Origin of the sequence: Marinilactibacillus sp. 15R (genome assembly GCF_001895285.1) — a bacterium.
GTDB classification, from domain to species: domain Bacteria; phylum Bacillota; class Bacilli; order Lactobacillales; family Carnobacteriaceae_A; genus Marinilactibacillus; species Marinilactibacillus piezotolerans.
In genome coordinates this window covers 398,147-423,683 of the sequence record NZ_CP017761.1, presented here as the reverse complement: position 1 = coordinate 423,683, position 25,537 = coordinate 398,147, and the positions used below count along the sequence as shown (strand labels likewise).

24 protein-coding genes and 2 other annotated features are annotated in these 25,537 nt (G+C 36.8%); all 24 genes read left to right on the top strand.

The window, feature by feature from the left end:
- The first annotated feature begins 170 nt into the window (after positions 1 to 170).
- The 24 genes from BKP56_RS02005 to rpoB all read left to right on the top strand — a co-directional run bounded on the left by BKP56_RS02005 (position 171) and on the right by rpoB (position 25,405).
- Positions 171 to 707: a dUTP diphosphatase gene (locus tag BKP56_RS02005; RefSeq protein WP_072693504.1), complete on the top strand. Its 537-nt coding sequence runs from the start codon at positions 171 to 173 to the stop codon at positions 705 to 707.
- A gap of 172 nt (positions 708 to 879) precedes the next feature.
- Positions 880 to 2,250, top strand: coding sequence for a DNA repair protein RadA (gene radA / locus BKP56_RS02000; protein ID WP_072693503.1), 1,371 nt, complete (start codon positions 880 to 882; stop codon positions 2,248 to 2,250).
- 20 nt (positions 2,251 to 2,270) lie between these two features.
- Positions 2,271 to 3,383, top strand: a complete 1,113-nt coding sequence (locus BKP56_RS01995) for a PIN/TRAM domain-containing protein (RefSeq protein ID WP_072693502.1) — start codon at positions 2,271 to 2,273, stop codon at positions 3,381 to 3,383.
- Positions 3,380 to 4,099 (top strand): 2-C-methyl-D-erythritol 4-phosphate cytidylyltransferase, encoded by a 720-nt coding sequence (ispD, locus tag BKP56_RS01990; RefSeq protein ID WP_072693501.1) that lies wholly within the window; start codon positions 3,380 to 3,382, stop codon positions 4,097 to 4,099. Before BKP56_RS01995 ends, ispD begins: the two co-directional genes overlap by 4 nt.
- Positions 4,100 to 4,179: 80 nt before the next feature.
- On the top strand, positions 4,180 to 5,652 hold the full coding sequence (gltX, locus tag BKP56_RS01985) for a glutamate--tRNA ligase (RefSeq protein ID WP_072693500.1): 1,473 nt from the start codon (positions 4,180 to 4,182) through the stop codon (positions 5,650 to 5,652).
- A gap of 6 nt (positions 5,653 to 5,658) precedes the next feature.
- Positions 5,659 to 5,876: a binding site (T-box leader), on the top strand.
- A 74-nt stretch (positions 5,877 to 5,950) separates the two neighbouring features.
- Positions 5,951 to 7,375, top strand: a complete 1,425-nt coding sequence (cysS, locus tag BKP56_RS01980; RefSeq protein ID WP_072693499.1) for a cysteine--tRNA ligase — start codon at positions 5,951 to 5,953, stop codon at positions 7,373 to 7,375.
- Positions 7,372 to 7,773: a Mini-ribonuclease 3 gene (locus BKP56_RS01975; RefSeq protein ID WP_072693498.1), complete on the top strand. Its 402-nt coding sequence runs from the start codon at positions 7,372 to 7,374 to the stop codon at positions 7,771 to 7,773. Before cysS ends, BKP56_RS01975 begins: the two co-directional genes overlap by 4 nt.
- A gap of 193 nt (positions 7,774 to 7,966) precedes the next feature.
- Positions 7,967 to 8,692 carry a 23S rRNA (guanosine(2251)-2'-O)-methyltransferase RlmB gene (gene rlmB / locus BKP56_RS01970; RefSeq protein WP_072695921.1) on the top strand — a complete coding sequence of 242 codons (726 nt, stop codon included), beginning with the start codon at positions 7,967 to 7,969 and terminating at the stop codon, positions 8,690 to 8,692.
- 32 nt (positions 8,693 to 8,724) lie between these two features.
- The gene (locus tag BKP56_RS01965) at positions 8,725 to 9,279 is read left to right on the top strand and encodes an NYN domain-containing protein (RefSeq protein WP_072693497.1); all 555 of its coding nucleotides are present in this window, start codon (positions 8,725 to 8,727) and stop codon (positions 9,277 to 9,279) included.
- Positions 9,280 to 9,546: 267 nt separating this feature from the next.
- Positions 9,547 to 10,167, top strand: a complete 621-nt coding sequence (locus BKP56_RS01960) for a sigma-70 family RNA polymerase sigma factor (RefSeq protein WP_072693496.1) — start codon at positions 9,547 to 9,549, stop codon at positions 10,165 to 10,167.
- A 437-nt stretch (positions 10,168 to 10,604) separates the two neighbouring features.
- On the top strand, positions 10,605 to 10,754 hold the full coding sequence (gene rpmG / locus BKP56_RS01955; protein WP_072693495.1) for a 50S ribosomal protein L33: 150 nt from the start codon (positions 10,605 to 10,607) through the stop codon (positions 10,752 to 10,754).
- Positions 10,755 to 10,797: 43 nt separating this feature from the next.
- Positions 10,798 to 10,974, top strand: a complete 177-nt coding sequence (gene secE / locus BKP56_RS01950) for a preprotein translocase subunit SecE (protein ID WP_232226919.1) — start codon at positions 10,798 to 10,800, stop codon at positions 10,972 to 10,974.
- A gap of 173 nt (positions 10,975 to 11,147) precedes the next feature.
- Entirely contained in the window at positions 11,148 to 11,702 is a 555-nt protein-coding gene (gene nusG / locus BKP56_RS01945) for a transcription termination/antitermination protein NusG (RefSeq protein ID WP_072693494.1), read from the top strand.
- Between the two features lie 161 nt (positions 11,703 to 11,863).
- The gene (rplK, locus tag BKP56_RS01940) at positions 11,864 to 12,289 is read left to right on the top strand and encodes a 50S ribosomal protein L11 (protein WP_087056883.1); all 426 of its coding nucleotides are present in this window, start codon (positions 11,864 to 11,866) and stop codon (positions 12,287 to 12,289) included.
- A gap of 193 nt (positions 12,290 to 12,482) precedes the next feature.
- Positions 12,483 to 13,175 carry a 50S ribosomal protein L1 gene (gene rplA, locus BKP56_RS01935; RefSeq protein ID WP_072693492.1) on the top strand — a complete coding sequence of 231 codons (693 nt, stop codon included), beginning with the start codon at positions 12,483 to 12,485 and terminating at the stop codon, positions 13,173 to 13,175.
- A 132-nt stretch (positions 13,176 to 13,307) separates the two neighbouring features.
- Positions 13,308 to 13,444, top strand: a sequence feature (ribosomal protein L10 leader region).
- A gap of 32 nt (positions 13,445 to 13,476) precedes the next feature.
- Positions 13,477 to 13,983, top strand: coding sequence for a 50S ribosomal protein L10 (gene rplJ / locus BKP56_RS01930; RefSeq protein WP_072693491.1), 507 nt, complete (start codon positions 13,477 to 13,479; stop codon positions 13,981 to 13,983).
- Positions 13,984 to 14,073: 90 nt separating this feature from the next.
- The gene (rplL, locus tag BKP56_RS01925; RefSeq protein ID WP_072693490.1) at positions 14,074 to 14,439 is read left to right on the top strand and encodes a 50S ribosomal protein L7/L12; all 366 of its coding nucleotides are present in this window, start codon (positions 14,074 to 14,076) and stop codon (positions 14,437 to 14,439) included.
- 294 nt (positions 14,440 to 14,733) lie between these two features.
- Positions 14,734 to 15,924, top strand: a complete 1,191-nt coding sequence (locus BKP56_RS01920) for an FtsW/RodA/SpoVE family cell cycle protein (RefSeq protein WP_072693489.1) — start codon at positions 14,734 to 14,736, stop codon at positions 15,922 to 15,924.
- A 40-nt stretch (positions 15,925 to 15,964) separates the two neighbouring features.
- A complete protein-coding gene (locus BKP56_RS01915) occupies positions 15,965 to 17,119 on the top strand; it encodes an FtsW/RodA/SpoVE family cell cycle protein (protein ID WP_072693488.1) in 1,155 nt (384 codons plus the stop codon).
- A gap of 92 nt (positions 17,120 to 17,211) precedes the next feature.
- A complete protein-coding gene (locus BKP56_RS01910; RefSeq protein ID WP_177206292.1) occupies positions 17,212 to 17,697 on the top strand; it encodes an LURP-one-related/scramblase family protein in 486 nt (161 codons plus the stop codon).
- A gap of 313 nt (positions 17,698 to 18,010) precedes the next feature.
- Positions 18,011 to 19,303: a uracil-xanthine permease family protein gene (locus BKP56_RS01905; RefSeq protein WP_072693487.1), complete on the top strand. Its 1,293-nt coding sequence runs from the start codon at positions 18,011 to 18,013 to the stop codon at positions 19,301 to 19,303.
- Between the two features lie 201 nt (positions 19,304 to 19,504).
- Positions 19,505 to 20,872 (top strand): class II fumarate hydratase, encoded by a 1,368-nt coding sequence (gene fumC, locus BKP56_RS01900; protein ID WP_072693486.1) that lies wholly within the window; start codon positions 19,505 to 19,507, stop codon positions 20,870 to 20,872.
- 6 nt (positions 20,873 to 20,878) lie between these two features.
- Positions 20,879 to 21,484 carry a class I SAM-dependent methyltransferase gene (locus tag BKP56_RS01895; RefSeq protein WP_072693485.1) on the top strand — a complete coding sequence of 202 codons (606 nt, stop codon included), beginning with the start codon at positions 20,879 to 20,881 and terminating at the stop codon, positions 21,482 to 21,484.
- 324 nt (positions 21,485 to 21,808) lie between these two features.
- Positions 21,809 to 25,405 carry a DNA-directed RNA polymerase subunit beta gene (rpoB, locus tag BKP56_RS01890; protein WP_072693484.1) on the top strand — a complete coding sequence of 1,199 codons (3,597 nt, stop codon included), beginning with the start codon at positions 21,809 to 21,811 and terminating at the stop codon, positions 25,403 to 25,405.
- Positions 25,406 to 25,537: the final 132 nt, after the last annotated feature.

Here is a 25,537-nt window from a genome sequence, read left to right as displayed (position 1 = left end):
CTTATCCAAGAATCATAAATGAATTTGCTTTGATCTATATTCTTCATAAGAAGTGCTGCTAAGTGAGCAGTATAGTTATAAAGGCAGTCTTTATTATAAAATATGGTTTTCAGAAAATATCATTTCATGTAGAATAAGACCATATGATTTTAAGAGGAGAATATAAAAATATGAACGAACATATACGCGGGTTTGAAGTGGTGTCAAAATATAAAGAAGAAACAATCGATTTACCTGTAAGAGCGACAAAAGGATCGGCTGGTTATGATCTTAAAGCAGCAAAAGATACTGTGATTCCTTCAATTTGGAAAGCTTTGCTAGCAAATAATGGTCTTGAAAATCTTTTAGAAGGAAGTCCAATAAAAGAAGAAAACAAAGAATTTCTAGCATCAACTTTAGTTCCCACAGGAGTAAAAGCGTTCATGCCGGAGCAGGAGTATTTACTCTTAGCTAATCGTTCAAGTAATCCTATGAAAAAACAGCTAGCACTGCCGAATGGTATCGGAATTATTGATGCTGATTATTATGGGAATGCTAATAATGAAGGTGAAATTTTTGTGCAGCTGGTCAATTATGGATTTGAAGATATTCTAGTGAAAAAAGGGGAACGTATTGCTCAAGGTATCTTCACTCCTTATAAAATAATTGATAATGAAGTGAATGAATTTCAGACAAGAATAGGTGGATTCGGCTCTTCGGGGTCATAGTGAGAAAGTTGTTTGAAAAGATGAGAAACTTTGAAGAACCTTCTATGTATATAATGTGAAGATAACTCGTTTTAGCTTATGATATGGTATAATAGAGAAACGATTTATTTTAGAAAAGACTATCTTACATAAGGTAGTCTTTATCAATCCAAAAACAAAAGGGGTAACCTGATTGGCAAAAAAAGCACCTACAGTATTTGTTTGTCAGCAATGCGGGTATGAGTCTCCCAAGTATTTAGGGAAGTGCCCGAGTTGTGGAACTTGGAATCAAATGGTTGAAGAAAAACTTCCAAGTAAAAATGACAGTAGAAGTCGTGTATCCATTAGTGGTAAAACCTCTAAAGCAGAGGCTATTACAGATATTACTATCGAAAAAGAAGAACGAGTCAAAACTAAATTGGTTGAATTCAATAGAGTTTTGGGTGGTGGAGTTGTTCCAGGTTCACTTGTATTGATCGGAGGAGACCCGGGTATTGGCAAATCAACTTTGTTGCTTCAAGTATCTGCTCAACTGAATAATAGTGGAGGAACTGTCTTATATGTCTCTGGAGAAGAAAGTGCCAGCCAGATCAAGATGCGAGCTGAAAGACTAGAGCTCCGTGGTACAGATTTTTATTTGTACGCAGAAACTGATCTAAATCTTATTCAAGAGACTATCGAAAATATTAAACCAGACTATGTAATCATTGATTCAATTCAGACAATGCATCATCCTAATATTGATAGTGCTTCTGGAAGTGTATCTCAAGTTCGTGAATCAACTGCAACATTGATGCAGCTTGCCAAGATGAACAATATTGCTATTTTCATTGTAGGTCATGTAACTAAAGAGGGAAACATTGCTGGACCTAGAATGTTAGAGCATATGGTCGATACTGTATTATATTTTGAAGGAGAAAGACATCACACTTTCCGTATATTAAGAGCAGTAAAAAATCGTTTTGGTTCGACTAACGAAATTGGCATATTCGAAATGAGAAATGGTGGGTTAGAAGAAGTATTAAACCCTTCTCAGCTGTTTTTAGAAGAAAGGCTTGCTGGAGCAACAGGGTCTTCTGTAGTAGCAGCAATGGAAGGGACAAGACCCATTTTAGTTGAGATACAATCTCTGATTTCTCCAACTGTTTTCGGTAACGCTAAGCGAACAGCCAGTGGACTCGATTATTCTAGAGTATCTTTGATTATGGCCGTCCTTGAAAAAAGAGCGGGTCTGCTTCTGCAGAATCAAGATGCCTATTTAAAAGCAGCTGGTGGGGTCAAACTAGACGAACCAGCTATTGACTTGTCTATCGCTGTTAGTATTGCCTCTAGTTATAAAGAAAAAGAAACTAGAGCAACTGACTGTTTTATTGGAGAGATCGGACTGACTGGAGAAATTAGACGAGTATCAAAAATAGAGCAAAGAGTGAATGAAGCAGCCAAGTTAGGGTTTAAAAGGATTTTTATTCCAAAAAACAATCAGGATGGCTGGACTTTCCCTGAGGGAATCGAAATTATTAGTTGTGCTACTATCTCAGAAGTGATAAAAAAAGCATTTGTATAAAGTTTTGAAAGGAGGATTAGATGATTACAAATTTAATAATATTGACACTTGTTTTAGTTGGCGGAAGTCTTGGATATAATTTCTTTCCAGATTTAATGACTTTCGTCCCATCTGCTCCTTCTTGGATCTTTCATCCTATTGTTGGAATGATCCTTGGAGCAGCAGTTTTTTACCTGATTTCATTTCAGACAATCAAGCCAATTGAACGGGCAATAAAAAGAATTGAGAATTTTTTCAATGAACAAAGCGTTTCTTATCTGATTTTTGGGAGTATCGGTGCGATTCTTGGACTTATTCTAGCAATATTAATTAGCTTACCTTTAAGAGCTCTCAATTTAATCATTGTAAGTGATGTTGTTCCATTAATATTAACGGTGATTCTAGCTTATCTGTTTTTTCAGTTGGGTACCTCAAGAAGAGAAGAAATCCGCCGCTTATTCACTTCAAGAACTCAGAAAACTGAGGAGAATGGGATTTTAGAAAGAAAAGAAGGCGACACGTTTAGACGGTACAAGGTTCTTGATACAAGTACAATCATTGATGGACGTATTCTAGATGTTACTAAAGCAGGATTTTTAGAAGGTATCTTAGTTATTTCTCATCATGTTTTACAAGAATTACAGTATATTGCTGATTCTTCTGATAGTCTTAAAAGAGTACGAGGACGCCGAGGATTAGATATCCTTAATGCCTTACAAAAAGAAGAAAATGTTGTAGTACAAATGGATGACAGCGAATTACCTGAATCTGACGAGGTAGATATGAAATTAGTTCATTTAGCAAAAAAAATGGATGGCGTTGTTGTAACAAATGATTATAACTTAAATAAAGTTGCTGAATTTCAGCGCGTACCTGTTTTGAATATCAATGAGTTGGCTAATGCAGTTAAACCTGTTGTTATACCAGGAGAAAATATGCGTGTCATGATTGTGAAGAATGGGACGGAAAGAAGCCAGGGAGTTGCTTACTTGGATGACGGAACAATGGTAGTTGTTGAAGAAGGTCAACACTATATGAATCAGTCTGTCGAAGTTGTTGTGACTAGTGCGCTTCAGACAAATGCTGGGCGTATGATTTTTGCTAAAATGGCACATAGTCAAAAAGCTATTGATGATTGGAAGGAAACAAAGTGAAAGAAACATATGAAGTTATTCTTCTAGGAGCCGGGTCGAGTATTCGCTTGGGAACTTTGGAAAATAAAGTAATGTTAATGTTGAAAGATCGTCCAGTATACGATTATGCGTTGAATTTATTTATAGAAGATGATTGCTGCGAACAAGTCATTTTCGTAGTTCAGCAAGAGGATCAGGCAAACATAAAAAATCAGTTATTAAAATTATATAATTCATTGCCTAAAAAGTTAACCTTTGTACAGGGTGGTAAGGAAAGGCAATATAGTGTCGAAAATGGGTTAAGTGCTTTGAATAATCCCAAAGATGGATATGTACTAGTCCATGATGCTGCCAGACCTTTTATTGATAAAGAAATGATTAATGAATTATTTGAAACGGTAAAAGTTGAAAAAGCTGTTATTCTCGCAATCCCTGCTAAGGATACGATCAAAGTTGTACGAAATAGTGAAGTCCATCAGACTCTTCATCGTCCGGTGATCTGGCAAGTACAAACGCCTCAGATGTTCAAAAGTAAATTGCTTATTCAAGCGCACAAGCAAGCTAGTGTAGATGAATTTGTTGGGAATGAAGAAGGAGAACTGGTAGAAAGAATGAATCATCCAGTTAAAGTCTTAGAAGGAAAAGATAAAAATTTTAAAATCACAACTGCTACTGATTTTATGATAGCAGAAGCAATTGTTGAGAGAATCAGGGAGCAGGGAATAACAAACAATTGATTAGACAATCTGGTGTTTTATGCTGAAACATGTTAAGTTTTAAAGAAGAATAGCTAGTAAATTTTAAAAGGAGAGTATATATGGAAAATAAAGTCCGTGTAAGATATGCACCAAGCCCGACAGGACATCTGCATATTGGGAATGCACGTACAGCCTTATTCAATTATTTATTTGCTCGTCACCACGGTGGAGATTTTATTATTAGAATCGAAGATACAGATATCAAAAGAAATGTAGAAAGTGGAGAACAAAGCCAATTAGATAATTTAAAATGGCTGGGAATTGATTGGGATGAAAGTTCAGACATTGGAGGAGCATATGGACCTTATCGTCAATCTGAGCGTAAAGACATATATGATCCACTGATTGAACAATTACTGGCAAGCAATAAAGCTTATAATTGTTACTGTACGACAGAAGAGCTAGAAGCGGAAAGAGAAGCGCAGCGCGCACGCGGCGAAATGCCTCATTATAGTGGGAAATGTGCTCACCTGACTCCTGCTGAGCAAAAAGCGAAAGAAGATGAAGGTATTGTACCTGTAGTACGTTTTCGTATTCCAAAAGGCAGCACATATACCTTTGATGATATGGTCAAAGGAGATATTACTTTTGAAGCTGATTCAATCGGAGGCGATTGGGTCATTCGTAAACGTGACGGAATGCCGACCTACAATTTTGCAGTAGCTGTGGATGATCACTATATGGAAATCTCTCATGTACTAAGAGGGGATGACCATATTGCCAATACTCCTAAACAGATGATGGTGTATGAAGCTTTTAACTGGACGGCACCACGATTTGGTCATATGACTTTAATCATCAACAGTGAGACAGGCAAGAAATTGAGTAAACGTGATGAAACAATATTGCAGTTTATTGAGCAGTATCGTGACTTGGGGTATGTTCCAGAAGCTTTATTTAACTTTATAACACTGCTGGGCTGGTCACCGGTTGGAGAAGACGAATTATTTTCTCGAAAAGAATTCATTGAAATGTTTGATCACAAACGTCTTGGTACTTCACCTGCAGCTTTTGATTCCAAAAAATTAGAATGGATCAGCAATCAGTATTTGAAAAATGTTGATTTAGATGAATTGACATTAAAAGCGATCCCTCATTTAGTCAAAGCAGGCTTTCTAGAAGAAACTCCTTCACCCGAAAAAAGTGAATGGGTCAAAAAACTGATAGGACTATATCACGAACAAATGAGTTATGCTGCTGAGATAACACAGTTGGCTACCTTATTCTTTGAAGAAGATATCGAGTGGAATGAAGAATCTATAGAGATCTTGAAAGGTGAAACAGTCCCTCAAGTATTAGAAGCATTTAGTGCTCAATTAAAAGAAGTAGAACCTTTTGAAGCAGATGAAATCAAAAAAGCAATCAAAAATGTTCAAAAAGAAACTGGTGTAAAAGGTAAAAATCTATTTATGCCGATTCGAGTAGCCGTAACCGGACAGCAACATGGACCACAATTAAATGAAGCCATTGAATTGCTGGGAAGAGAACGTTCTTTAGAACATCTAGAAAAAGCAAAAAAACACCTATCATAAAAACAGCCAAATATTATGATAAGAAAAGTAGTTTGAAAACTGTCTTCAGAAAACCTGAGTAGATGTGAACAGGTGACAGAATTCAAATGAAGTGCCTCTTTGAATAAGATTGTCGAAATGTATAGTAGGCAGTCTCGATTTATCACCGTTAAAAGATAGAAAGGGAAAGTTTCCAAGAAAAGCTTTCTAAACAAAAGTGGAACCACGTATTTGGCGTCTTTTTTAGAGGCTGATCACGTGGTTTTTACTATAGTAAATAAAATTTTCATAAAAAACAGATGGGAAGGGAGATGGAGTAATGATTGAGTTGTACAATACGCTATCAAATAAAAAGGAAGTTTTTAAACCGATCGAAGATGGAAAAGTGAAAATGTATGTATGTGGACCGACAGTCTATAATTACATTCACATCGGAAATTCTAGAAGTACGATTGCATTTGATACGGTCAGACGTTATTTTGAGTATCGTGGATATGAAGTAAATTATGTGTCAAATTTTACTGATGTAGACGATAAAATTATCAGAGCAGCCAGAGAACTTGGAATTACTGCTCCAGAAGTAGCAGATCGATTTATCAAAGCTTATTATGAAGACACTGAAGCGCTGCACGTCAAAAAACCTACACATACACCTAGAGTGATGGAAAATATTCAGGATATTATGCATTTCGTTGAACAATTGATTGCGAAAGAATTTGCATACGCTGTTGACGGAGACGTATATTATAGAACACGAAAATTTGCTGGATATGGAAAACTAAGTGGAATATCAGTAGATGAATTAGAGTCTGGAGCAAGTAAGCGTTTGGAAGAAATAGAAAGTAGTAAAAAAGAAGATCCTTTAGATTTTGCCTTATGGAAATCAGTCAAAGGAGATGAAATCAGTTGGGCTTCGCCATGGGGAGAAGGACGCCCGGGCTGGCACATCGAGTGTTCAGTCATGGCAACTAAGTATTTGGGAGATACGATTGACATCCATGCTGGTGGACACGATTTGACATTCCCTCACCATGAAAATGAAATAGCCCAATCAGAAGCAAAGACGGGTAAACCATTTGCACATTATTGGATGCACAATGGTTTTGTAACAATGGATGAAGAAAAGATGAGTAAATCGCTGGGGAATTTTGTACTGGTGAATGAATTGAGAATGATTCATGATCCCCAAGTCTTACGTTTCTTTATGGCAACTGTTCATTATCGTCATCCAATCAGCTATACAGAAGATACAATTCAAGAAGCTAAAACTAACTTAAATAAAATACAGACGGCTTATGCGAATGCAAGTCACCGTCTGAATACGGCTGTAGATGCATTGGATGGAGACGAAGTTCACATAAGCCAATGGGTTCAAATGGTCAATCAGTTTAAACAACATATGGATGATGATTTTCAGGCTCAAAACGGAATTACAGATGTTTATGAAATGGTCAGGATGTTAAATCGTTATTTGAAAGCCCCTGAAGTTTCAAAAGTTGTTGTGAACTATGCGATGGAACAACTGGAAGCCATTCTTGATATATTTGGAATACAATTGAAGGCGACGGATGATAATAATCTATTAGACGAAGAAATTGAATCACTTATTGAAGAAAGAAACCAAGCAAGAAGCGAGAAAAACTTTTCACGAGCAGATGAAATTAGAAATATCTTGCAAGAAAAGGGGATTATACTTGAAGATACACCTCAAGGTATTCGCTGGAAAAGAAAGGATAGACTATGAAACCTAAAGACGCAGAGCTTTTGAATGGACTAGCACTGGCGTATATGGGAGATGCAGTCTATGAACAATATATTCGTGAATATTTACTGACGAAAGGTCAGACTAAACCTAATCAACTGCATCGACTAGCAACTAATTACGTTTCAGCAAAAGCTCAAGCATGGCTGATTGATGAGTTGATAGCCGAAGAAAAACTGAGCGAAATAGAACTAGACTTTTTTAAAAGAGGCAGGAATGCTAAAAGTTATTCTAAGGCTAAAAATACCGATGGTTCAACCTATAATAAATCATCAGGTTTTGAAGCAGTTTTGGGGTATTTATATTTAACGCAGCAATCAGTACGACTGAATGAAATAATAAATGAATGTATTTCAAAAATTGACAGTACTTTAAGCTAGTTACTCAATTTGAAAGGAGGATAATAGTATGGTTAAAAAAAATGATAATAAAAGGCTAAGAAATAATAGAAAGAATAGAAAGAATAACAAGAATAATGAGCATCCCAAACAGCATAGACAGTCAAGGATTCAGCCGAGAGCGGGACAAGGAAACGAATTGAAACATAACCTCGCTGAGATAAATCAAGATGAGATGGTGATGGGAAGAATACCAGCAATTGAAACACTGAAATCTGATAGAGATATCAATAAAGTCTTTTTACAGGAAGGGCTGTCAGGTGGGAAATTAAAAGAGATTCAGAGTGAGGCAAAAAAAAGAAAAATTCAGCTCAGTTTTGTACCCAAAAGTAAACTAGACTTATTGAGCGATGGTGAAAATCATCAAGGTGTTATTGTTGCAGCTAGTCCAGTAGCATATGCAGAGTTAGAAGATTTATTTACTGCAGCTAAAGAAAAAGAAGAATCTCCATTTTTCTTGTTACTTGACGGAATTGAAGATCCGCATAATTTGGGATCAATCATGAGAACGGCGGATGCTGCAGGGGTACACGGAATCATCATTCCTAAACGTCGAGCGGTTGGATTAACTTCAACGGTTGCGAAAGCTTCAACGGGAGCTATAGAACATGTTCCAGTCGTACGAGTAACAAACCTAGTACAGACAATTGATGAATTAAAAGAACGTGGACTATGGATTTTTGGAACAGATATGGATGGGAAAGACTATAGACAATGGGAAGTTGATTCTCCAATCGGTCTAGTGATCGGAAATGAAGGAAAAGGACTTTCTAGACTAGTAAAAGAGAAAGTAGATGAAACGCTGACTATTCCGATGACAGGTCATGTTCAGAGTCTGAATGCCAGTGTGGCATCAAGTTTATTGATGTACGAAGTATTTCGCAAACGTCATTCATTATAAAATAAATTTAAGTTATAGAGAGGAGGAGAGCAATGAAAAAGGAACTGCTATACGTAGATGGATACAATATGATTGGTGCTTGGCCGGAATTAGTGAAGTTGAAAAAATTGGATAAAATGGCAGATGCCAGAGATCTATTACTTCATGAACTCAGCAATTTTGCTAAATATCAAGGTGTAGAGGTACGCATTGTTTTTGATGCTCAACTTGTACCTGGCATCCAACAGAGATATGATAAATATGATGTGATCGTAATTTTCACAAGTGAAGGTGAAACGGCGGATAGTTATATCGAGAGATCGGTAGGAGAGGAAAATCTGCTAATGACGAATGTTACCGTAGCGACCTCTGATTTAGCAGAACAATGGATTATTTTCCAGCGAGGTGCAGCAAGAATGTCTGCTCTGGAACTCTACAAAGATATTAATAGAGTGAAAAAAAGTATTTCAGTAGATGCAACCTTATATCGTATGCAGCAGTATCGACGTAACTCTCCTCTGAAAGAACAAGACGAAAAAAGATTAAAGAATCTTTATCAGCAGATGATCCAGGCAAAATCGACTGAAAAATCTAAAGAAAAAAAGTGATTGTGAATAAAATGTGAACAAAAAAAGAGCTCTTAAACAGAGTTCTTTTTCATCATAATAATTACGGGAAACGTTAACATAACAAGTGTGTTTAATACTATATTACATATATATCTATTTGGAAAAAAGAATATAATAATTATAAAAGTTAAAAATATCATAAAATAACCCGTGACAATTAACAGATATGTGTCAGTATATAGTTAGAAGGTCTTTTCATTTCATGTGAATGTTTTATCAAAGTGACTTGGAAGGGAGTAATAATAAATGGATAAAAACTTAGGAGAAGGAGCAAATTTTAGAAATAGGAAAATGGAGGAGCATATAAACGAGACGCTGATATTCATGATTCAGTATATAGATGACAGTCATTTCGATAAACTGTTCGAAAGGTGCAAACCACTACTCAAAAAGGCTGTTAGAAAGAAGCGATACATAAAAGGATATGATCAAGATGATCTTTGGCAAGAAGCCTGTGAATGCTTTGTCGAAGTAACCAAAAAGTATGATCGAACACGTGGGATGTGTTTCAGTCAATATGTATCATTGAGCCTAGATAATCATTTCAATCGACTAAGAAGATGGAATAATGCTCTAAAAAGGAAATCAAATATAGAAGCCTTATCATTAGATGGATTAGTGGAGCAGGCCGGCCAGCATATTATGGGTTCTTCAAAAGAATTAACACCTCCGGAAGCTGTAATCGTGAAAGAGTCAATGTCAGAATATAGTGAAGTCTTATCAAGATTTGAACAGATTGTCAGCATGCTTTATATGGAAGGGTATTCTTATGATGAGATTTCTGCAGAACTGAGTTGTTCTAGGGAAAAGGTCATGAATGCAAAACATCGCTGTAGTCAGAAATATAAAAATCTATTTATGAGATAGATAATCGTTTATTGGAGATGAAACATCATAGATATGAATTGAAATAATTACCTTCTACCACATATTGGAATCTTAAGGTGTCGTTATGGTCAATTGAAAAGGACTAAACGATTATTAATAGTAAATAGATAACAATCTCTGTGTTATAAATCTAGCTGACTGATACTCTATTGACGGGAAAAAGTTGGCTAGATTTTTATAAATAATCAGTTTACTTATCTTGTTTAGAACTCAATGATAGAGTGTTTGCTAAAAAATGTACTCAATGAAAAGGTAGTTAGGTATAATGAGTTCTGGGATTTCAATAATCGAACAAAGCTATAAAATAAACTTAGCGGTTGACTAACCATTTATTTAACAGTATTATTTGTATTGGTACGCCATGCAAATAAATAACAAATTTGATCGGTGTAAATCAGAAACGAGGAACTAAACTAATGAAAAAGAAAGTCATATTAGCATGTACTGATTGCGGATCTAGGAACTATTCTAAAGATGGTGGATCTAAAATACGCACAGAGCGATTAGAGGTTAAAAAATATTGTAGCTACTGCGGGAAACATACGATCCATAGAGAGACAAAATAAATAAAAGCGTGATAAGCAATTTTCATTTAAGGAGGCGTAACCCGTGAGTAAAATCAAAAAATTCTTCGGTGAAGTAAAATATGAATTAAAAGAAACAACTTGGCCAACTGCAAAAGAAATGCGTAAAAATACTCTGACAGTTTTTGGAGTAGTAGCCTTTTTTGCTGTTTTCTTTTTCGGTGTAGATTCTCTTATTACATTTTTATTGAATTTACTTTAAAAATGATTTGAACATTAAGAATAAATAGATTATCATGAAGTTACATGATATAATACGTAAAAAGACACGTAAGAAAACCTTCTCATTTAACCAATATCATAGAAGGTTTTTTATTATGGTTAGAAATGATTAGTAGACAGACAACTCAAAAAACAATATTAAAGGAGAACAAAATGAACGAAATAGAATTGTCAAAAGCATGGTATGTATTGCATACTTACTCAGGTTACGAAAATAAAGTAAAACAAAACTTAGAGTCTCGTGCGACAAGTATGGGTATGGAAGATAATATTCTCCAAGTCCTAATCCCGGAAGAACAAACTTATGAAGAAAAAAATGGGGAAACAAAAGTCTCTACAAGCAAAGTATTCCCAGGATATGTATTAGTTGAAATGATTATGTCAGATGATGCTTGGTATATTGTCCGTAATACACCTGGTGTTACAGGTTTTGTTGGCTCACACGGAGCAGGAAGCAAACCATCTCCATTGCTGCCGGAAGAAGTAGACCAAATCTTGCGAAGTATGGGAATCAATCCTCGTAAAGTAAATATCGATGTTGAAATCGGTGAACGCGTTAAAATCGTTACAGGAGCTTTTGCTGGAATGGAAGGAACGATTACTGAAATTGAATCTGAAAAAGGTAAAGTTAAAGCTTTAGTAGAAATGTTCGGTCGTGAAACGAATGCTGAGCTAGAATATGATCAGATTGCTCAGATTAAAGATTAAGTAATAACAAAACTATTATTGACATTGACACGCTGAAGGTCTATAATACATCAGTACGCCTAATATGCAGTGCGCATATTTTGCATGCGAAGAAATAGGTGGGAGAGGAAAACTATAACCTCATTTAACCACTCGCGAAACAAATCAAGGAGGTATGTCTCGTGGCAAAGAAAGTCGTAAACGTAGTCAAATTGCAGATTCCTGCAGGGAAAGCTAATCCAGCTCCTCCAGTAGGACCAGCATTAGGACAAGCACAAGTAAATATCATGGGATTCTGTAAAGAATTCAACGCTCGTACTGCTGATCAAGCAGGAATGATCATTCCGGTTGTTATTTCAGTATATGAAGACCGTTCATTTACATTTATCACTAAAACTCCACCAGCTGCAGTATTGCTTAAAAAAGCTGCCGGCGTTGAGTCTGGTTCAGGCGAACCAAACACTAAAAAAGTGGCATCTGTAACGCGTGATCAAGTTAAAGAAATTGCTGAAACAAAAATGGAAGACTTAAACGCAGCAAGCGTAGAAGCTGCAATGCGTATGGTCGAAGGTACAGCTCGTAGCATGGGCTTCACAGTTGAAGGTTAATAAAAACCAGAAACTATAAGCTCTTGCTGTCTCCAAAGTCGTAAAATCAATACTTATTAAGTAGACGATTATTATTGGAGGATTTTTTTCAATTGTCATCAAATAGACTGACTCACTGAAAATCATTTCAATCGCACTGTGGAGAACAAGTGGGAGGTTAAGCCGTTAATACCACAACAAGGAGGAAATAATCATGGCGAAGAAAAGTAAAAAATATTTAGCTGCTTTAGAAAAAGTAAACAGAGAACAATTATACGATGCTACTGAAGCGCTAGAATTAGTTAAAGAAATCGACTACGCTGGATTTGATGCATCTGTAGAAGTTGCATACCGTCTAGGAGTAGATCCTAAACAAGCTGATCAACAAATTCGTGGAGCAATGGTATTGCCGCACGGAACAGGTAAAACTTCAACAGTTGTTGTTTTCGCAAAAGGAGATCAAGCTAAAGCTGCAAAAGAAGCTGGAGCAGATTTCGTTGGCGATAGTGACTTAGTAGAAAAAGTTCAAGGTGGCTGGTTAGAGTTCGACGTTGTCGTAGCAGCCCCAGACATGATGGCTGAAGTTGGGAAATTAGGACGTATCTTAGGACCTAAAGGCTTAATGCCAAATCCTAAAACTGGTACAGTAACACCTGACGTAGTAAAAGCAGTCAATGATATCAAAGCTGGTCAAGTAACTTATCGTGTAGATCGTCAATCAAATATACATGTTCCAATTGGAAAAGTATCTTTTGACTTGAATAAATTACAAGAAAACCTTGCTGCACTTCATGATACAATTGTTAAAGCGAAGCCTGCAAGCTCAAAAGGCGTTTACATCAAAAATATGGCTGTTGCCAGCACATTTGGCCCTGGTGTCAAAATTGATCAAACAACAGTTAAATAATTCTAATATATTCTAAAAAAATCAATTAATTCTTGACCTGTGTAAGGTAGCTTGCTATACTTATGCAGGTTAAGCAATTAACTAAACATTGATGATTAAAAGTAAATAGATTCTACATCTTGATTTTGTAGAAGAAATTACTAGATTATACCGAAGACAGTATGTGGCGTAAGCCTTAATAATCATACCGAGGATAATTGTGATGTATGTATACATTAAACACACAATCCCTCATTGTCTACGGAGACATGGGGTTTTTTTATTGCCCTTATCAATTAATTGATCAGGAGGTGAAACATCAATGAGCAAAGCAAGTGTTTTAGCACAAAAAGAAGAATTAGTACAAGATATTACTAAAAAATTCCAAGATGCATCAGCAGTAGTCGTAGTTGACTATCGTGGATTGACTGTGGAACAAGTAACTGAATTGCGTAAACAATTACGTGAAGCTGGAATCGAAATGCGCGTATTGAAAAATACAATGCTTCGTCGTGCGGCAGTAGCAGCGGGACTAGAAGGACTAGAAGACGTCTTCAAAGGACCTACAGCTGTAGCATTCAGTAATGAAGAAGTAGTAGCACCTGCAAAAATTATTGCAGAATTTGCTAAAGATGCAGAAGCTTTAGAAATTAAAGGTGGCGTATTAGAAGGAAGAGTTGCAAGTGTTGAAGATATCAACAAAATTGCAAAACTACCAAGTCGCGAAGGTTTACTTTCTATGTTACTATCTGTACTTCAAGCACCAGTTCGAAACACTGCATTGGCAATCAAAGCAGTGGCAGAGAAGAAAGAAGAGGAAGCAGCTTAATTTCCAGTACGGAAATGCCTACTCTAGAGATTTATATGCAGTATCATTTAATTAAAAAAAAACAACTATTAAATTGGAGGAAAATATAAAATGGCATTAGATATTGAAAAAATCATTGCTGACTTGAAAGAGTCTACAATCGTTGAATTAAACGACTTAGTTAGTGCAATCGAAGAAGAATTTGGCGTTGAAGCAGCAGCACCAGTTGCAGCTGCAGGAGCAGCAGAAGGTGCTGCAGAAGAACAAACTGAATTTACAGTTGAATTAACAAGTGCTGGATCTGCTAAAATTAAAGTAATCAAAGCAGTTCGTGAAGCTACTGGTCTTGGCTTGAAAGAAGCTAAAGCATTAGTTGATGGCGCTCCTTCAGCAATTAAAGAAGGCGTTTCTAAAGAAGAAGCTGAAGAACTTAAAGCTAAAATCGAAGAAGCTGGCGGATCTGTAGAAGTTAAATAATTTAACTCTACTGTGCTAGTTACTGGTTGTAAAAGAGTCAGTGAATTGACTTGCTCACAAAAAAGTATCTCTATTTTGATTTTCTAATCAAAATGGTGGATGCTTTTTTTGTTTTCTAAGGTAAAAAATCAAGAATTATTGGCAATTATATGGCAATTTCATGCTAATTGTACAGGAAACCTATTAAAAGGGAATCGAATCTGTTAAAATGTTTTTTTGAAGAGGATAAAACTCTTTTTGATTTAAATGTTAGATGCATACCAGTATTTGTGAAATGCAAAGGAGAATTAAGAAATGAGTAACGACAAAAATGTGCAGCGGATAGACTATGGTATTATTCTGACTGTTATGCTTCTTGGATTATTTAGTATCGTTATGATTTACTCAACGACCGCACTTATGGAAGATGCTGGAATTAGACCTACAATCATGCAAATTGCTTGGTATGTTTTAGGAGCTGTTGCAGTAGCCATTATTATGCAGTTTGATTCTGAACAGTTATGGAAAATGACAACTTATTTGTATATAGCGGGTATCATATTGCTGATTTTAACAACATTACTGTATGATAGACAACTACAAGCCGCTACAGGAGCAAGATCTTGGATTAGAATCCCAGCCGTTGGGACTGTCCAGCCATCAGAATTCGTTAAGATACCTTATATACTGATGTTATCTAAAATTGTGACCAGACATAACAATTATTACAATTATCGAGATTATGCAAGTGATTTTAAACTAATAGGAAAATTAACGCTTTTTGCTGCTATACCATCTGCCTTAGTGTTATTTCAGAATGACTTAGGTACAACGCTTGTATACCTAGCTGTTTTCGTTGGAATAATTTTACTGTCTGGAATCAAATGGCAAATCTTGCTTCCAGCTTTTACTTTAGTTGCAGGTGCTGGGATTACGTTAATACTATTAGTAACGTATAATCGTGAATTACTCATACAGATGGGATTTGGCGGATATCAGCTTGCGCGTATAGAAACTTGGCTGAATCCATATCAGGATACTTCTAATGCTGCATATCAGATTACTCAAGTATTTAAAGCGATTGGATCCGGCGGAATATTTGGTAAAGGTCTGGGTGTCACTGAAGTCAATATCCCGGTTAGAGAATCAGATATGATCTTCTCAACTGTAGGTGAAAATTTTGGATTTGTTGGTGGCGCAATACTCATATTGACTTATTTCGTTTTGATTTATCATATGGTTAAAATTGTTTATGATACCAAAAATGAATTCTATGCTTATATTGCAACAGGCGTTATCATGATGATTGCCTTCCATGTGCTGGAAAACATTGGAATGAGTGTAGGCTTGCTTCCTATGACGGGCATCCCATTACCATTTATTTCTCAAGGGGGATCTTCTTTACTAGGCAATATGATGGCGATAGGGTTGCTGATGTCCATGCGCTATCACCACAAATCGTATTTCTTTTCCGGAGACGGAGAAGAATTTCATTCAGGTGCATAATAAAATGGAAGTTAAAAATAGGTAAGGGGGAGTTGCTGAGATGTTAAAAGATAGATTGAAGCACGTAGATAAATATCTTGTAATTCCCTTTTTGATATTATCATTGTTCAGTATTGTAATGGTATATAGTGCAAGTAGTTATGTGGCTTTGCAGGAGTATGGGAATCCTCAATTTTATTTTATTAGACAATTCATGTTTGTGGGGCTGGGATTATTATTTGCTTTTGCAGGATTTATCTTTCCCTTTAGATTACTTAAAAAGAAAAAGTTCGTTATGCTGGTCGTTTTAGCAATCATCGTAACCTTAATGCTCTTGCTTATTTTCGGTAGAGAGATCAATGGAGCAAAAGGATGGATTGAAACCCCCTTATTCAATATCCAGCCAGCTGAATTTGCAAAACTGATCGTCATTTGGTATTTATCGTATATCTTATCAAAAAAACAACATGTTATTGCGAATGATTTTTGGAATTCAATTATGGCGCCAAGCATATTAGTTGGATTTATTGTTGCATTGATACTGATTCAGCCGGATACGGGTTCAGCGGTTGTTATTTTAGGAATTAGCATCATTTTGTTATTTTCAAGTGGTGTTTCTGCAAGGCTTGGCTTACTCTTTGGTTTTTCAGGAACAGTATTTTTATTTGGAATATTAGAAATTGTTAGGCGCTTCGGTGAAAGCTTACCATTCTTAAAAGACTATCAATATCAGCGGTTTCTGGCTTTTTGGGATCCGTTTGCCTTGGCGGAAGGTGCTGGATTACAGCTTGTTCAGTCCTATTATGCATTAAGCAGAGGTGGAGTCTTTGGAGTTGGAATCGGTAATAGTGTCCAAAAAACTGGTTATCTTCCGGAGCCATATACTGATTTTATTCTATCAATTACTGGAGAAGAATTAGGACTTTTAGGAATTTTATTTGTTTTAGGACTAGCGACTTTAATGATTTCTAGAATGTATCTAATCGGAATCCGCTCTAAAAAAAGTTTTGAATCTATGATGTGTATCGGTATTGCTACGCTATTTTTGATACAAGCTACAATCAACGTAGGTGGCGTAATTGGACTCTTGCCGATTTCTGGGATGACTTTCCCGTTATTAAGTTATGGAGGATCTAGTATGCTGATTTTATCTGCATCTGTAGGTTTAGTTGCAAATGTGTCGGCTAGAGCTAATCTAGAAAGAAAACTGAAATAAAATAACTGAAAGGTCATATTTTTACGATATGGCCTTTTTTGTGGTTTTCTTTATAATGGAGATAAACCCATTAAATTAAAGGAGTTTTGATTGTGAAATACTATATTAAACAAAAAGTGTTTTCGCTCAAAGAGCAGTTTACAGTTAAAAATGAAGATGAGCAAGATGCCTACTATGTAGAAGGGAAACTTTTCACACTCGGAAGTAAATTACATATTTACAATACAAATAATGAAGAAATCTTGTACATTGAACAGAAAATCTGGAGATTTCTTCCGGAATTCGATATTTATCAACAAGGAGAACTTGTCGCAACAATCAAAAAAGAATTTAGATTTTTTAAAAATGATTATTCTATCAATGGACCGGATTGGGATATAGAGGGGTCAGTCATGGCTCATGATTATGTAATCAGGGAACGGGAAAAAGTAGTCGCAGATATCAGTAAAAAGTGGTTGTCTTGGGGAGATTCTTATGCGATCGATATTCAAGATAACAGTCAGAAAGAATTATTATTGCGAGCCGTTATCGTTATAGATTGTGTGATTTCCGCCAGCAGGAAGCAAGGATCTTCCTGATAAACGGCAGGAAGCAAATTCAGGTCGCTCAATTTTAGGTTGCAACCTACTATTAAAATTGCTACAATAACTAAAGCAAAACTCCTTTAAATTTTACCCTGTGAGGTAAAAAAGGATGGAAAGCTTTATATCATTACTTTTCTCCCTCAACTATAATTAGGCAAACTGATTTATAGAAATGTCTGAAGAGTAGAGGCGAAGAGTAGGCGATTTCCATCGAATTTCTAGGTCCTTTTGCATAAAAGCAAAGGGTATTTTTTTACGAAAAATTAAGGAAATACCTAATCTTACAACGGGGAAGGAAAGATAGTGAATGGCAGTACAAAAGCAATCATTGATATTAGATATAGAAGATAAACCGGCTTTAGGAACAGGGTTATTTTTAAGTTTACAACACGTTTTTGCAATGTTCGGGGCAACGATTCTAGTTCCAATCTTACTAGGGTTACCAGTATCCGTAGCTCTTTTGGCTAGTGGAGTAGGAACAATTATTTATCAGATCGCAACTAAAGCGAAAGTTCCTGTATACTTAGGTTCGTCATTTGCCTATATTGCAGCCATGCAAATTGCGATTGAACAGATGGGTGGGGACATCAGTGCAGCTCAAACAGGTATTGTATTAGTTGGACTGACATATATTCTTATTGCTGGGTTAGTTAAAGTTATAGGTACAAGATGGATCGACCATTTACTTCCGCCTATTGTGATTGGTCCGATGATCATGGTAATTGGTTTGGGTCTTGCTGGCAATGCTGTCCAAAATGCAGGTTTTGTAGCGGACTCGGATTGGAGAAACATCATAATAGCTATCTCTACATTCTTGATTACAGCATTCATTAATACTAAAGCAAAAGGATTTTTCAAAATCATTCCTTTTCTAACAGGGATTATAGCTGGATACCTTATTGCTGTTGTACTGGGAATAGTAGACTTTAACCCAGTTTTGGAAGCAAAATGGTTAGCTTTTCCAGAAATTTATCTACCATTCGAAAATAGTACATTCAATTCTTATCATTTCTATTTTGGTCCTGAGACATGGGCGATTCTACCAATTGTTTTAGTAACGATTGCTGAACATATTGGGGACCATACTGTTTTAGGGAAGATTGTTGATCGACCATTTTTGAAAAAACCTGGTCTGTCTAGAACTCTAATTGGAGATGGTGCTGCGACAGCTGTTTCAGCGTTTTTCGGAGGTCCTGCTAATACTACTTATGGAGAAAATACTGGTGTAATCGGTATGACTCGGGTAGCTTCTGTCTCTGTTATCCGAAATGCCGCATTTATCGCCATTGGGTTAAGCTTTTTAGGAAAATTCACAGCGTTGATTTCAACAATTCCCAATGCCGTTTTAGGAGGAATGTCGATCCTTCTTTATGGAGTTATCGCAAGTAATGGTTTGAAGGTCATGATTGAGGATAAGGTTGATTTTAATCAGTCACGAAATTTAATAATTGCTAGTTCGATGCTAGTCGTTGGGTTAGGCGGAGCAGTTTTAGATTTTGCAGGTATTGTTACACTTTCTGGTACGGCATTGAGTGCTATTACCGGGGTTATTTTGAATCAGATTCTTCCTCGAGAAGAACCTTTTGAAGCAGAAATTTAAATACTATTTTAGTGAAAAGAAGTTGCAGAAGCATCTTCTTTTTTTATTTTTTGATAAAAAATAGTAATACTTTTTGATATTTTTTTTAATTGCGGTAAAATGAAAAGTAACTTCAGAATAGTATATTTATTTAATGGAAAAATAGTAGGCAGAGGAAATTCACCATATGTTTTAAAAATGACTTAGAAAGTGTGCAAATAAATGATGGAAAGAATCGAATCAGATACTTTAGGAGAAATTCGGATAGCTGCCTCAAAAAAATGGGGTGCGCAGACGCAGAGAAGTTTGAAAAATTTTCCAATTGGAAAAGAAAAGATGCCGTTAGAACTCATCCAGGCATTTGGATTGATTAAAAAAGCAGCTGCTCTAACAAATTCGGAGCTTGAGTTATTAGATTGGGATAAGGCGGAAGCTATATCAGATGTATGTGATGAGCTGATTTGGGGCATGTTAGATGAAGAGTTTCCTTTGTCTGTATGGCAGACTGGTAGTGGAACGCAGACGAACATGAATTTAAATGAAGTTATATCATATGTCTGTAACGAAGAAAAACAGCAAAAGAATTGGCTACATCCAAATGATGATGTTAATAAAAGCCAAAGTTCAAATGACACATTTCCCACAGCAATGCAAATAGCTGTAGTATTAAAAGTTAAAGAACGCTTACTGCCAGTTTTAGAAAAAGTTAAAGAGACACTGGCTGGATTATCAGATGTTTACAAAGATACACTCAAAATCGGGCGAACTCATTTGCAGGATGCTACACCTATGACGTTTGGTCAGGAAATAAGCGGCTGGCTAACAATGCTGGAATATAACGAGAGAATGCTAAACGATGCACTTAAGTGGATGTATGAATTACCATTAGGTGGAACAGCGGTAGGTACTGGATTGAATACAGATCCTGATTTTCCGGAAAAAGCTATTCAAATGATGAAACGTTGGACTAATGAACCTTTTGTACAAAAAGAAAATAAGTTTCACGGATTATCTAGTAAAGATCAGTTTGTTTTTTTTCATGGGGCATTAAAAGCACTGGCTGCGAATGTCATGAAAATGGCTAATGATATCAGATGGCTGGCAAGCGGTCCTCGTACAGGGTTCTCAGAAATTACTTTACCTGCCAATGAACCTGGCAGTTCAATCATGCCTGGAAAAGTAAACCCTACGCAGATTGAAGCGTTAACGATGGTTTGCGTACAGGTCATGGGAAACGATACTACAGTTGGTATAGCGGCATCTCAGGGGAATTTTGAATTGAATGTTTATATGCCAGTGATTATCTATAATACTATACAATCGATTACTCTTTTAGCAGATAGTCTAGACAGTTTCAATCAGCGTTGTCTGATAGGACTGAAAGCAGATAAAAAGCAAATGAAACAATATGTTGATCGGTCATTGATGCTGGTTACCGCGCTTGCACCAGTCATCGGTTATGATAGAGCGAGCCAGTGCGCTAAACAAGCTTATGAACAAAGTAAAACATTGAAGGAAGTTGTTTTGAGTTCCGGCCTTTTATCAGAAAAAGATTTTGATAAGTACACAGACCCTAGAAAGATGGTATAAATAAATATGAGTGATCATTACTATACAAATTCTCCTCAATCAAAAAATCAGCCCCAGTCGTGGACTGCTGAATTAAGAGGATACAAATTGGCTTTCACTACTGATTCCGGTGTTTTTTCAAAAGAACGAGTGGATTATGGAACGCAAGTGCTGCTGAATGCTGTCGAACTGGCTGACTATCCCGCAGGAAAGCTGCTAGACGTAGGATGTGGATACGGTCCTCTTGGATTGACACTGGCAAAACTTGATCCTTCAAGAAGTGTGGAGATGGTAGATATCAACGAAAGAGCTCTGGCGCTGGCACAAAAAAATGCAGCTGACAATCAAATTGAAAATGTATCTATTTATGCTTCATCACTTTACGAAAACGTCAGACACCAAGAGTTTGCGGGAGTTTTCTCTAACCCACCTATCCGAGCAGGAAAAAAAACTGTTCATGCCGTACTCGAAGAAGCGAGCCTTCATTTGAAAAAAGGCGGCTATTTAACGATTGTTATCCAGAAAAAACAAGGGGCGCCTAGTGCACAGAAAAAAATGGAGACAGTGTTCGGGAATGTGGAAAGAATTTCATTAGATAGTGGATATTGGATTCTTCAATCGCAAAAGAAATAAAAATTGATGTATAAAGGAGATTGTCAAAATTCTCAAGAATTTCTTGACAGTCTTCTTTGTATTGTGTACAATTAGTAGACGCTAAACAATGTATGTAATGGAAGACTGTGCGAAATATTGTCCGTACGGTATTCTATATGATAAACAAAAGAACGTGAGAATGAATCAATCAATTTATCACACATCTTTTGTATTTTTTTTGGTCTAAAACACCTAAAATAGTTACGATTTAAACAAATAGAAATAATTGTTACCAAATTGTAACACTTAGTTTTTAAGATCAAAAGAAGCCATGCATTGAATACTAACGAGGGGTGAAAAAGTTTGGCAGGCCATAATGTGAACTACGGTAAACACCGTGTAAGAAGAAGTTATTCACGAATCAACGAAGTGCTGGAACTCCCGAATTTGACAGAAATACAGACAAATTCATACACATGGTTTTTAGAAGATGGACTAAGAGAAATGTTCAAAGACATTTCGCCTATTGAGGACTTTTCTGGAAATCTTTCACTGGAGTTTACTGACTATCAGTTACAAGCACCGAAATATTCAGTCGATGAAGCAAGACAGCACGACTCTAATTACTCTGCACCATTATATGTAAAATTACGGTTAATCAATAAAGAAACAGGGGAAGTTAAAGAACAAGAAGTATTCTTTGGTGATTTCCCGCTGATGACTGAACAAGGAACTTTCATTATCAACGGTGCTGAACGTGTCATCGTTTCCCAGTTAGTTCGTTCACCTGGTGTGTACTTTAGCCCTAAAGTTGAGAAAAATGGTATGGAAGGCTTTGGCTCTACTGTTATTCCTAATAGAGGAGCATGGCTGGAATACGAAACTGACTCAAAAGGATTATCTAATGTAAGAATTGATCGTACTCGTAAAATTCCTTTAAGTGTATTAGTTCGCGCATTAGGATTTGGATCAGACGATGAAATTATGGACTTGTTTGGTTCGAATGAAAGTCTGAAAGCAACTTTAGAAAAAGATGTTCACAAAAACACTGCTGACTCTCGTGTGGAAGAAGCATTGAAAGATGTTTATGAACGTCTACGTCCAGGAGAACCTAAAACAGCGGATTCTTCAAGGAGTTTATTGACTACTCGTTTCTTTGATCCTAAACGCTATGACTTAGCTCGAGTAGGACGTTATAAAATAAATAAAAAATTAGACCTTAAGATCCGTTTGATGGGCTTGACGCTAGCAGAAAATCTAGTTGACCCTGAAACAGGAGAACTACTTGCAAAAGAAGGAACGGAAGTAACACGTGATGTAATGGATAACCTTGGACCTCACTTAGATAATGGCTTGGGTAGTATTACAATTCATCCTTCAGATGAAGGTGTAGTTCCTGAACCGATCAATCTGCAGGTTATCAAAGTGTATTCACCTAAAGACAGCGATCGCGTGATCAATGTGATTGGTAATGCAAATCCTGATCGTGAAATAAAATATGTTATACCAGCAGATATGATTGCTTCGATGAGTTACTTCTTCAATTTACAAGAAGGAATCGGCGAAACAGATGATATTGACCACTTAGGGAACCGACGTATCCGTTCCGTAGGTGAATTGCTGCAAAATCAATTCCGTATCGGGCTATCTCGTATGGAACGTGTTGTACGTGAACGTATGTCTATCCAAGACACGTCTACAACAACTCCGCAGCAGTTAGTCAACATTCGTCCTGTTGTTGCATCAATCAAAGAATTCTTTGGTTCTTCTCAACTGTCTCAATTCATGGATCAGACAAACCCGCTAGGTGAGTTGACGCATAAACGTCGTCTATCTGCACTTGGACCCGGTGGTTTGACTCGTGACCGTGCTGGATATGAAGTTCGAGATGTACATTATTCTCACTATGGTCGTATGTGTCCTATCGAAACACCTGAGGGACCAAATATCGGGTTAATCAATAGTTTATCCACATACGCTAAAATCAATGAATATGGATTTATTGAAACACCTTACCGTAAAGTAGATCGTGAAAATTTACGTGTAACAGACGAAATCAGTTATCTTACTGCTGACGAAGAAGATCTGTACGTTGTGGCACAGGCAAATGCTCCGTTAAATCCAGATGGTACATTTACTAATGATATTGTACTTGCGCGTACGAAAAATAATAACGAAGAAATTGATGTAGCAAAAGTTGACTACATGGATGTCTCTCCTAAACAAGTTGTTTCTGTAGCGACAGCAAGTATTCCATTCTTGGAAAACGATGACTCTAACCGTGCTTTGATGGGTGCGAACATGCAGCGTCAAGCAGTTCCATTGATGCAGCCAGAAGCACCGCTTGTAGGTACTGGTATTGAACATCTTGCTGCACGTGACTCTGGAGCAGCGATTATTGCAAAACATGATGGAATTGTAGAGTATGTTGATGCGAAACAAGTTCGCGTTCGTAGAGAAGACGGATCATTAGATCGATACAACGTTGCTAAATTTAAACGTTCAAATGCAGGTACTTCATATAATCAGCGTACATTAGTAAGTAAAGGCGAAAAAGTTGATAAAGGGGACATCTTAGCAGATGGACCATCTATGGAAAATGGGGAAATGGCATTAGGCCGCAACCCACTGATTGCTTTTACAACATTTGACGGCTATAACTTTGAAGATGCGGTCATCATGAGTGAGCGTTTAGTTAAAGATGACGTGTACACTTCGATTCATATTGAAGAATTTGAATCAGAGGCTCGTGATACAAAGCTAGGACCTGAAGAAATTACTCGTGAATTACCAAACGTCGGAGAAGATGCACTAAAACATCTTGACGACCGTGGAATCATCCGGATCGGAGCAGAAGTACAAGATGGCGATATTCTAGTTGGTAAAGTTACCCCTAAAGGTGTTTCAGAACTGTCTGCAGAAGAAAAATTACTGCATGCAATTTTTGGGGAAAAAGCACGTGAAGTTCGTGATACATCACTACGTGTACCACACGGTGGTGGCGGAATCGTTCATGATGTTAAAATCTTTACTCGTGAAGCTGGAGACGAATTATCTCCAGGTGTCAACTTCTTAGTACGTGTATTCATTGTTCAAAAACGTAAAATCAACGTTGGAGATAAGATGGCTGGACGTCACGGAAATAAAGGGGTTGTATCATTGATCCTTCCTGAAGAAGATATGCCGTTTATGCCAGATGGAACACCAGTAGATATTATGTTGAACCCACTTGGTGTACCATCTCGTATGAATATTGGACAAGTAATCGAATTGCATATGGGAATGGCTGCACGTAAATTAGGTATTCACATTGCAACTCCAGTATTCGATGGAGCGCATGAGGAAGATATCTGGGAAACAATCAAAGAAGCTGGTATGGACGACGATGCGAAAACTGTATTGTATGACGGTCGTACAGGTGAAGTGTTCGATAATAAAGTCTCTGTAGGTGTTATGTACTTTATCAAACTTGCCCACATGGTAGACGATAAATTACATGCCCGTTCAACTGGTCCTTACTCTTTAGTTACGCAACAACCATTGGGTGGTAAAGCCCAGTTTGGTGGACAACGTTTCGGAGAGATGGAAGTGTGGGCACTGGAAGCTTATGGTGCTGCTTATACACTTCAAGAAATCTTGACATACAAGTCAGATGACGTTGTTGGTCGTGTGAAAACATATGAAGCTATCGTAAAAGGTGAGCCAATTCCGCGTCCAGGTGTACCGGAATCATTCCGAGTGTTGGTAAAAGAATTACAGTCACTAGGATTAGACCTTAAAGTTCTTGATATAGAAAACTTACCAATCGATCTTCAAGATACAGAAGAAGATGATGACTATGGTAACGTAGATTCTTTAGAAGAAATGAAAAAGGAACAAGATATCAAACGTGCTGAAGAAGCTAGATTACGTACGGAAGAAGAAGCAATGATCGAAATCCAAGAACAAGAAACAGAATAATCATCTACCTTACTCAATTGCAACACTTTATAAATACAGAGTAAACTGAACAGTTCAATCAAGATGATAGACACCTATTAATAAAGCTGTCGGATGATCTTGCTGAACTGTTTAGCACCGCTTTGTATTGGA

Bases quoted from the DNA above. Each gene is read 5' to 3' on its own strand.
- BKP56_RS02005 (WP_072693504.1), top strand. From the start codon at position 171: ATGAACGAACATATACGCGGGTTTGAAGTGGTGTCAAAATATAAAGAA.
- BKP56_RS01995 (WP_072693502.1), top strand. From the start codon at position 2,271: ATGATTACAAATTTAATAATATTGACACTTGTTTTAGTTGGCGGAAGT.
- gltX (WP_072693500.1), top strand. From the start codon at position 4,180: ATGGAAAATAAAGTCCGTGTAAGATATGCACCAAGCCCGACAGGACAT.
- cysS (WP_072693499.1), top strand. From the start codon at position 5,951: ATGATTGAGTTGTACAATACGCTATCAAATAAAAAGGAAGTTTTTAAA.
- BKP56_RS01975 (WP_072693498.1), top strand. From the start codon at position 7,372: ATGAAACCTAAAGACGCAGAGCTTTTGAATGGACTAGCACTGGCGTAT.
- rlmB (WP_072695921.1), top strand. From the start codon at position 7,967: ATGGTGATGGGAAGAATACCAGCAATTGAAACACTGAAATCTGATAGA.
- BKP56_RS01965 (WP_072693497.1), top strand. From the start codon at position 8,725: ATGAAAAAGGAACTGCTATACGTAGATGGATACAATATGATTGGTGCT.
- BKP56_RS01960 (WP_072693496.1), top strand. From the start codon at position 9,547: ATGGATAAAAACTTAGGAGAAGGAGCAAATTTTAGAAATAGGAAAATG.
- rpmG (WP_072693495.1), top strand. From the start codon at position 10,605: ATGAAAAAGAAAGTCATATTAGCATGTACTGATTGCGGATCTAGGAAC.
- nusG (WP_072693494.1), top strand. From the start codon at position 11,148: ATGAACGAAATAGAATTGTCAAAAGCATGGTATGTATTGCATACTTAC.
- rplA (WP_072693492.1), top strand. From the start codon at position 12,483: ATGGCGAAGAAAAGTAAAAAATATTTAGCTGCTTTAGAAAAAGTAAAC.
- rplJ (WP_072693491.1), top strand. From the start codon at position 13,477: ATGAGCAAAGCAAGTGTTTTAGCACAAAAAGAAGAATTAGTACAAGAT.
- rplL (WP_072693490.1), top strand. From the start codon at position 14,074: ATGGCATTAGATATTGAAAAAATCATTGCTGACTTGAAAGAGTCTACA.
- BKP56_RS01920 (WP_072693489.1), top strand. From the start codon at position 14,734: ATGAGTAACGACAAAAATGTGCAGCGGATAGACTATGGTATTATTCTG.
- BKP56_RS01915 (WP_072693488.1), top strand. From the start codon at position 15,965: ATGTTAAAAGATAGATTGAAGCACGTAGATAAATATCTTGTAATTCCC.
- BKP56_RS01905 (WP_072693487.1), top strand. From the start codon at position 18,011: ATGGCAGTACAAAAGCAATCATTGATATTAGATATAGAAGATAAACCG.
- fumC (WP_072693486.1), top strand. From the start codon at position 19,505: ATGATGGAAAGAATCGAATCAGATACTTTAGGAGAAATTCGGATAGCT.
- BKP56_RS01895 (WP_072693485.1), top strand. From the start codon at position 20,879: ATGAGTGATCATTACTATACAAATTCTCCTCAATCAAAAAATCAGCCC.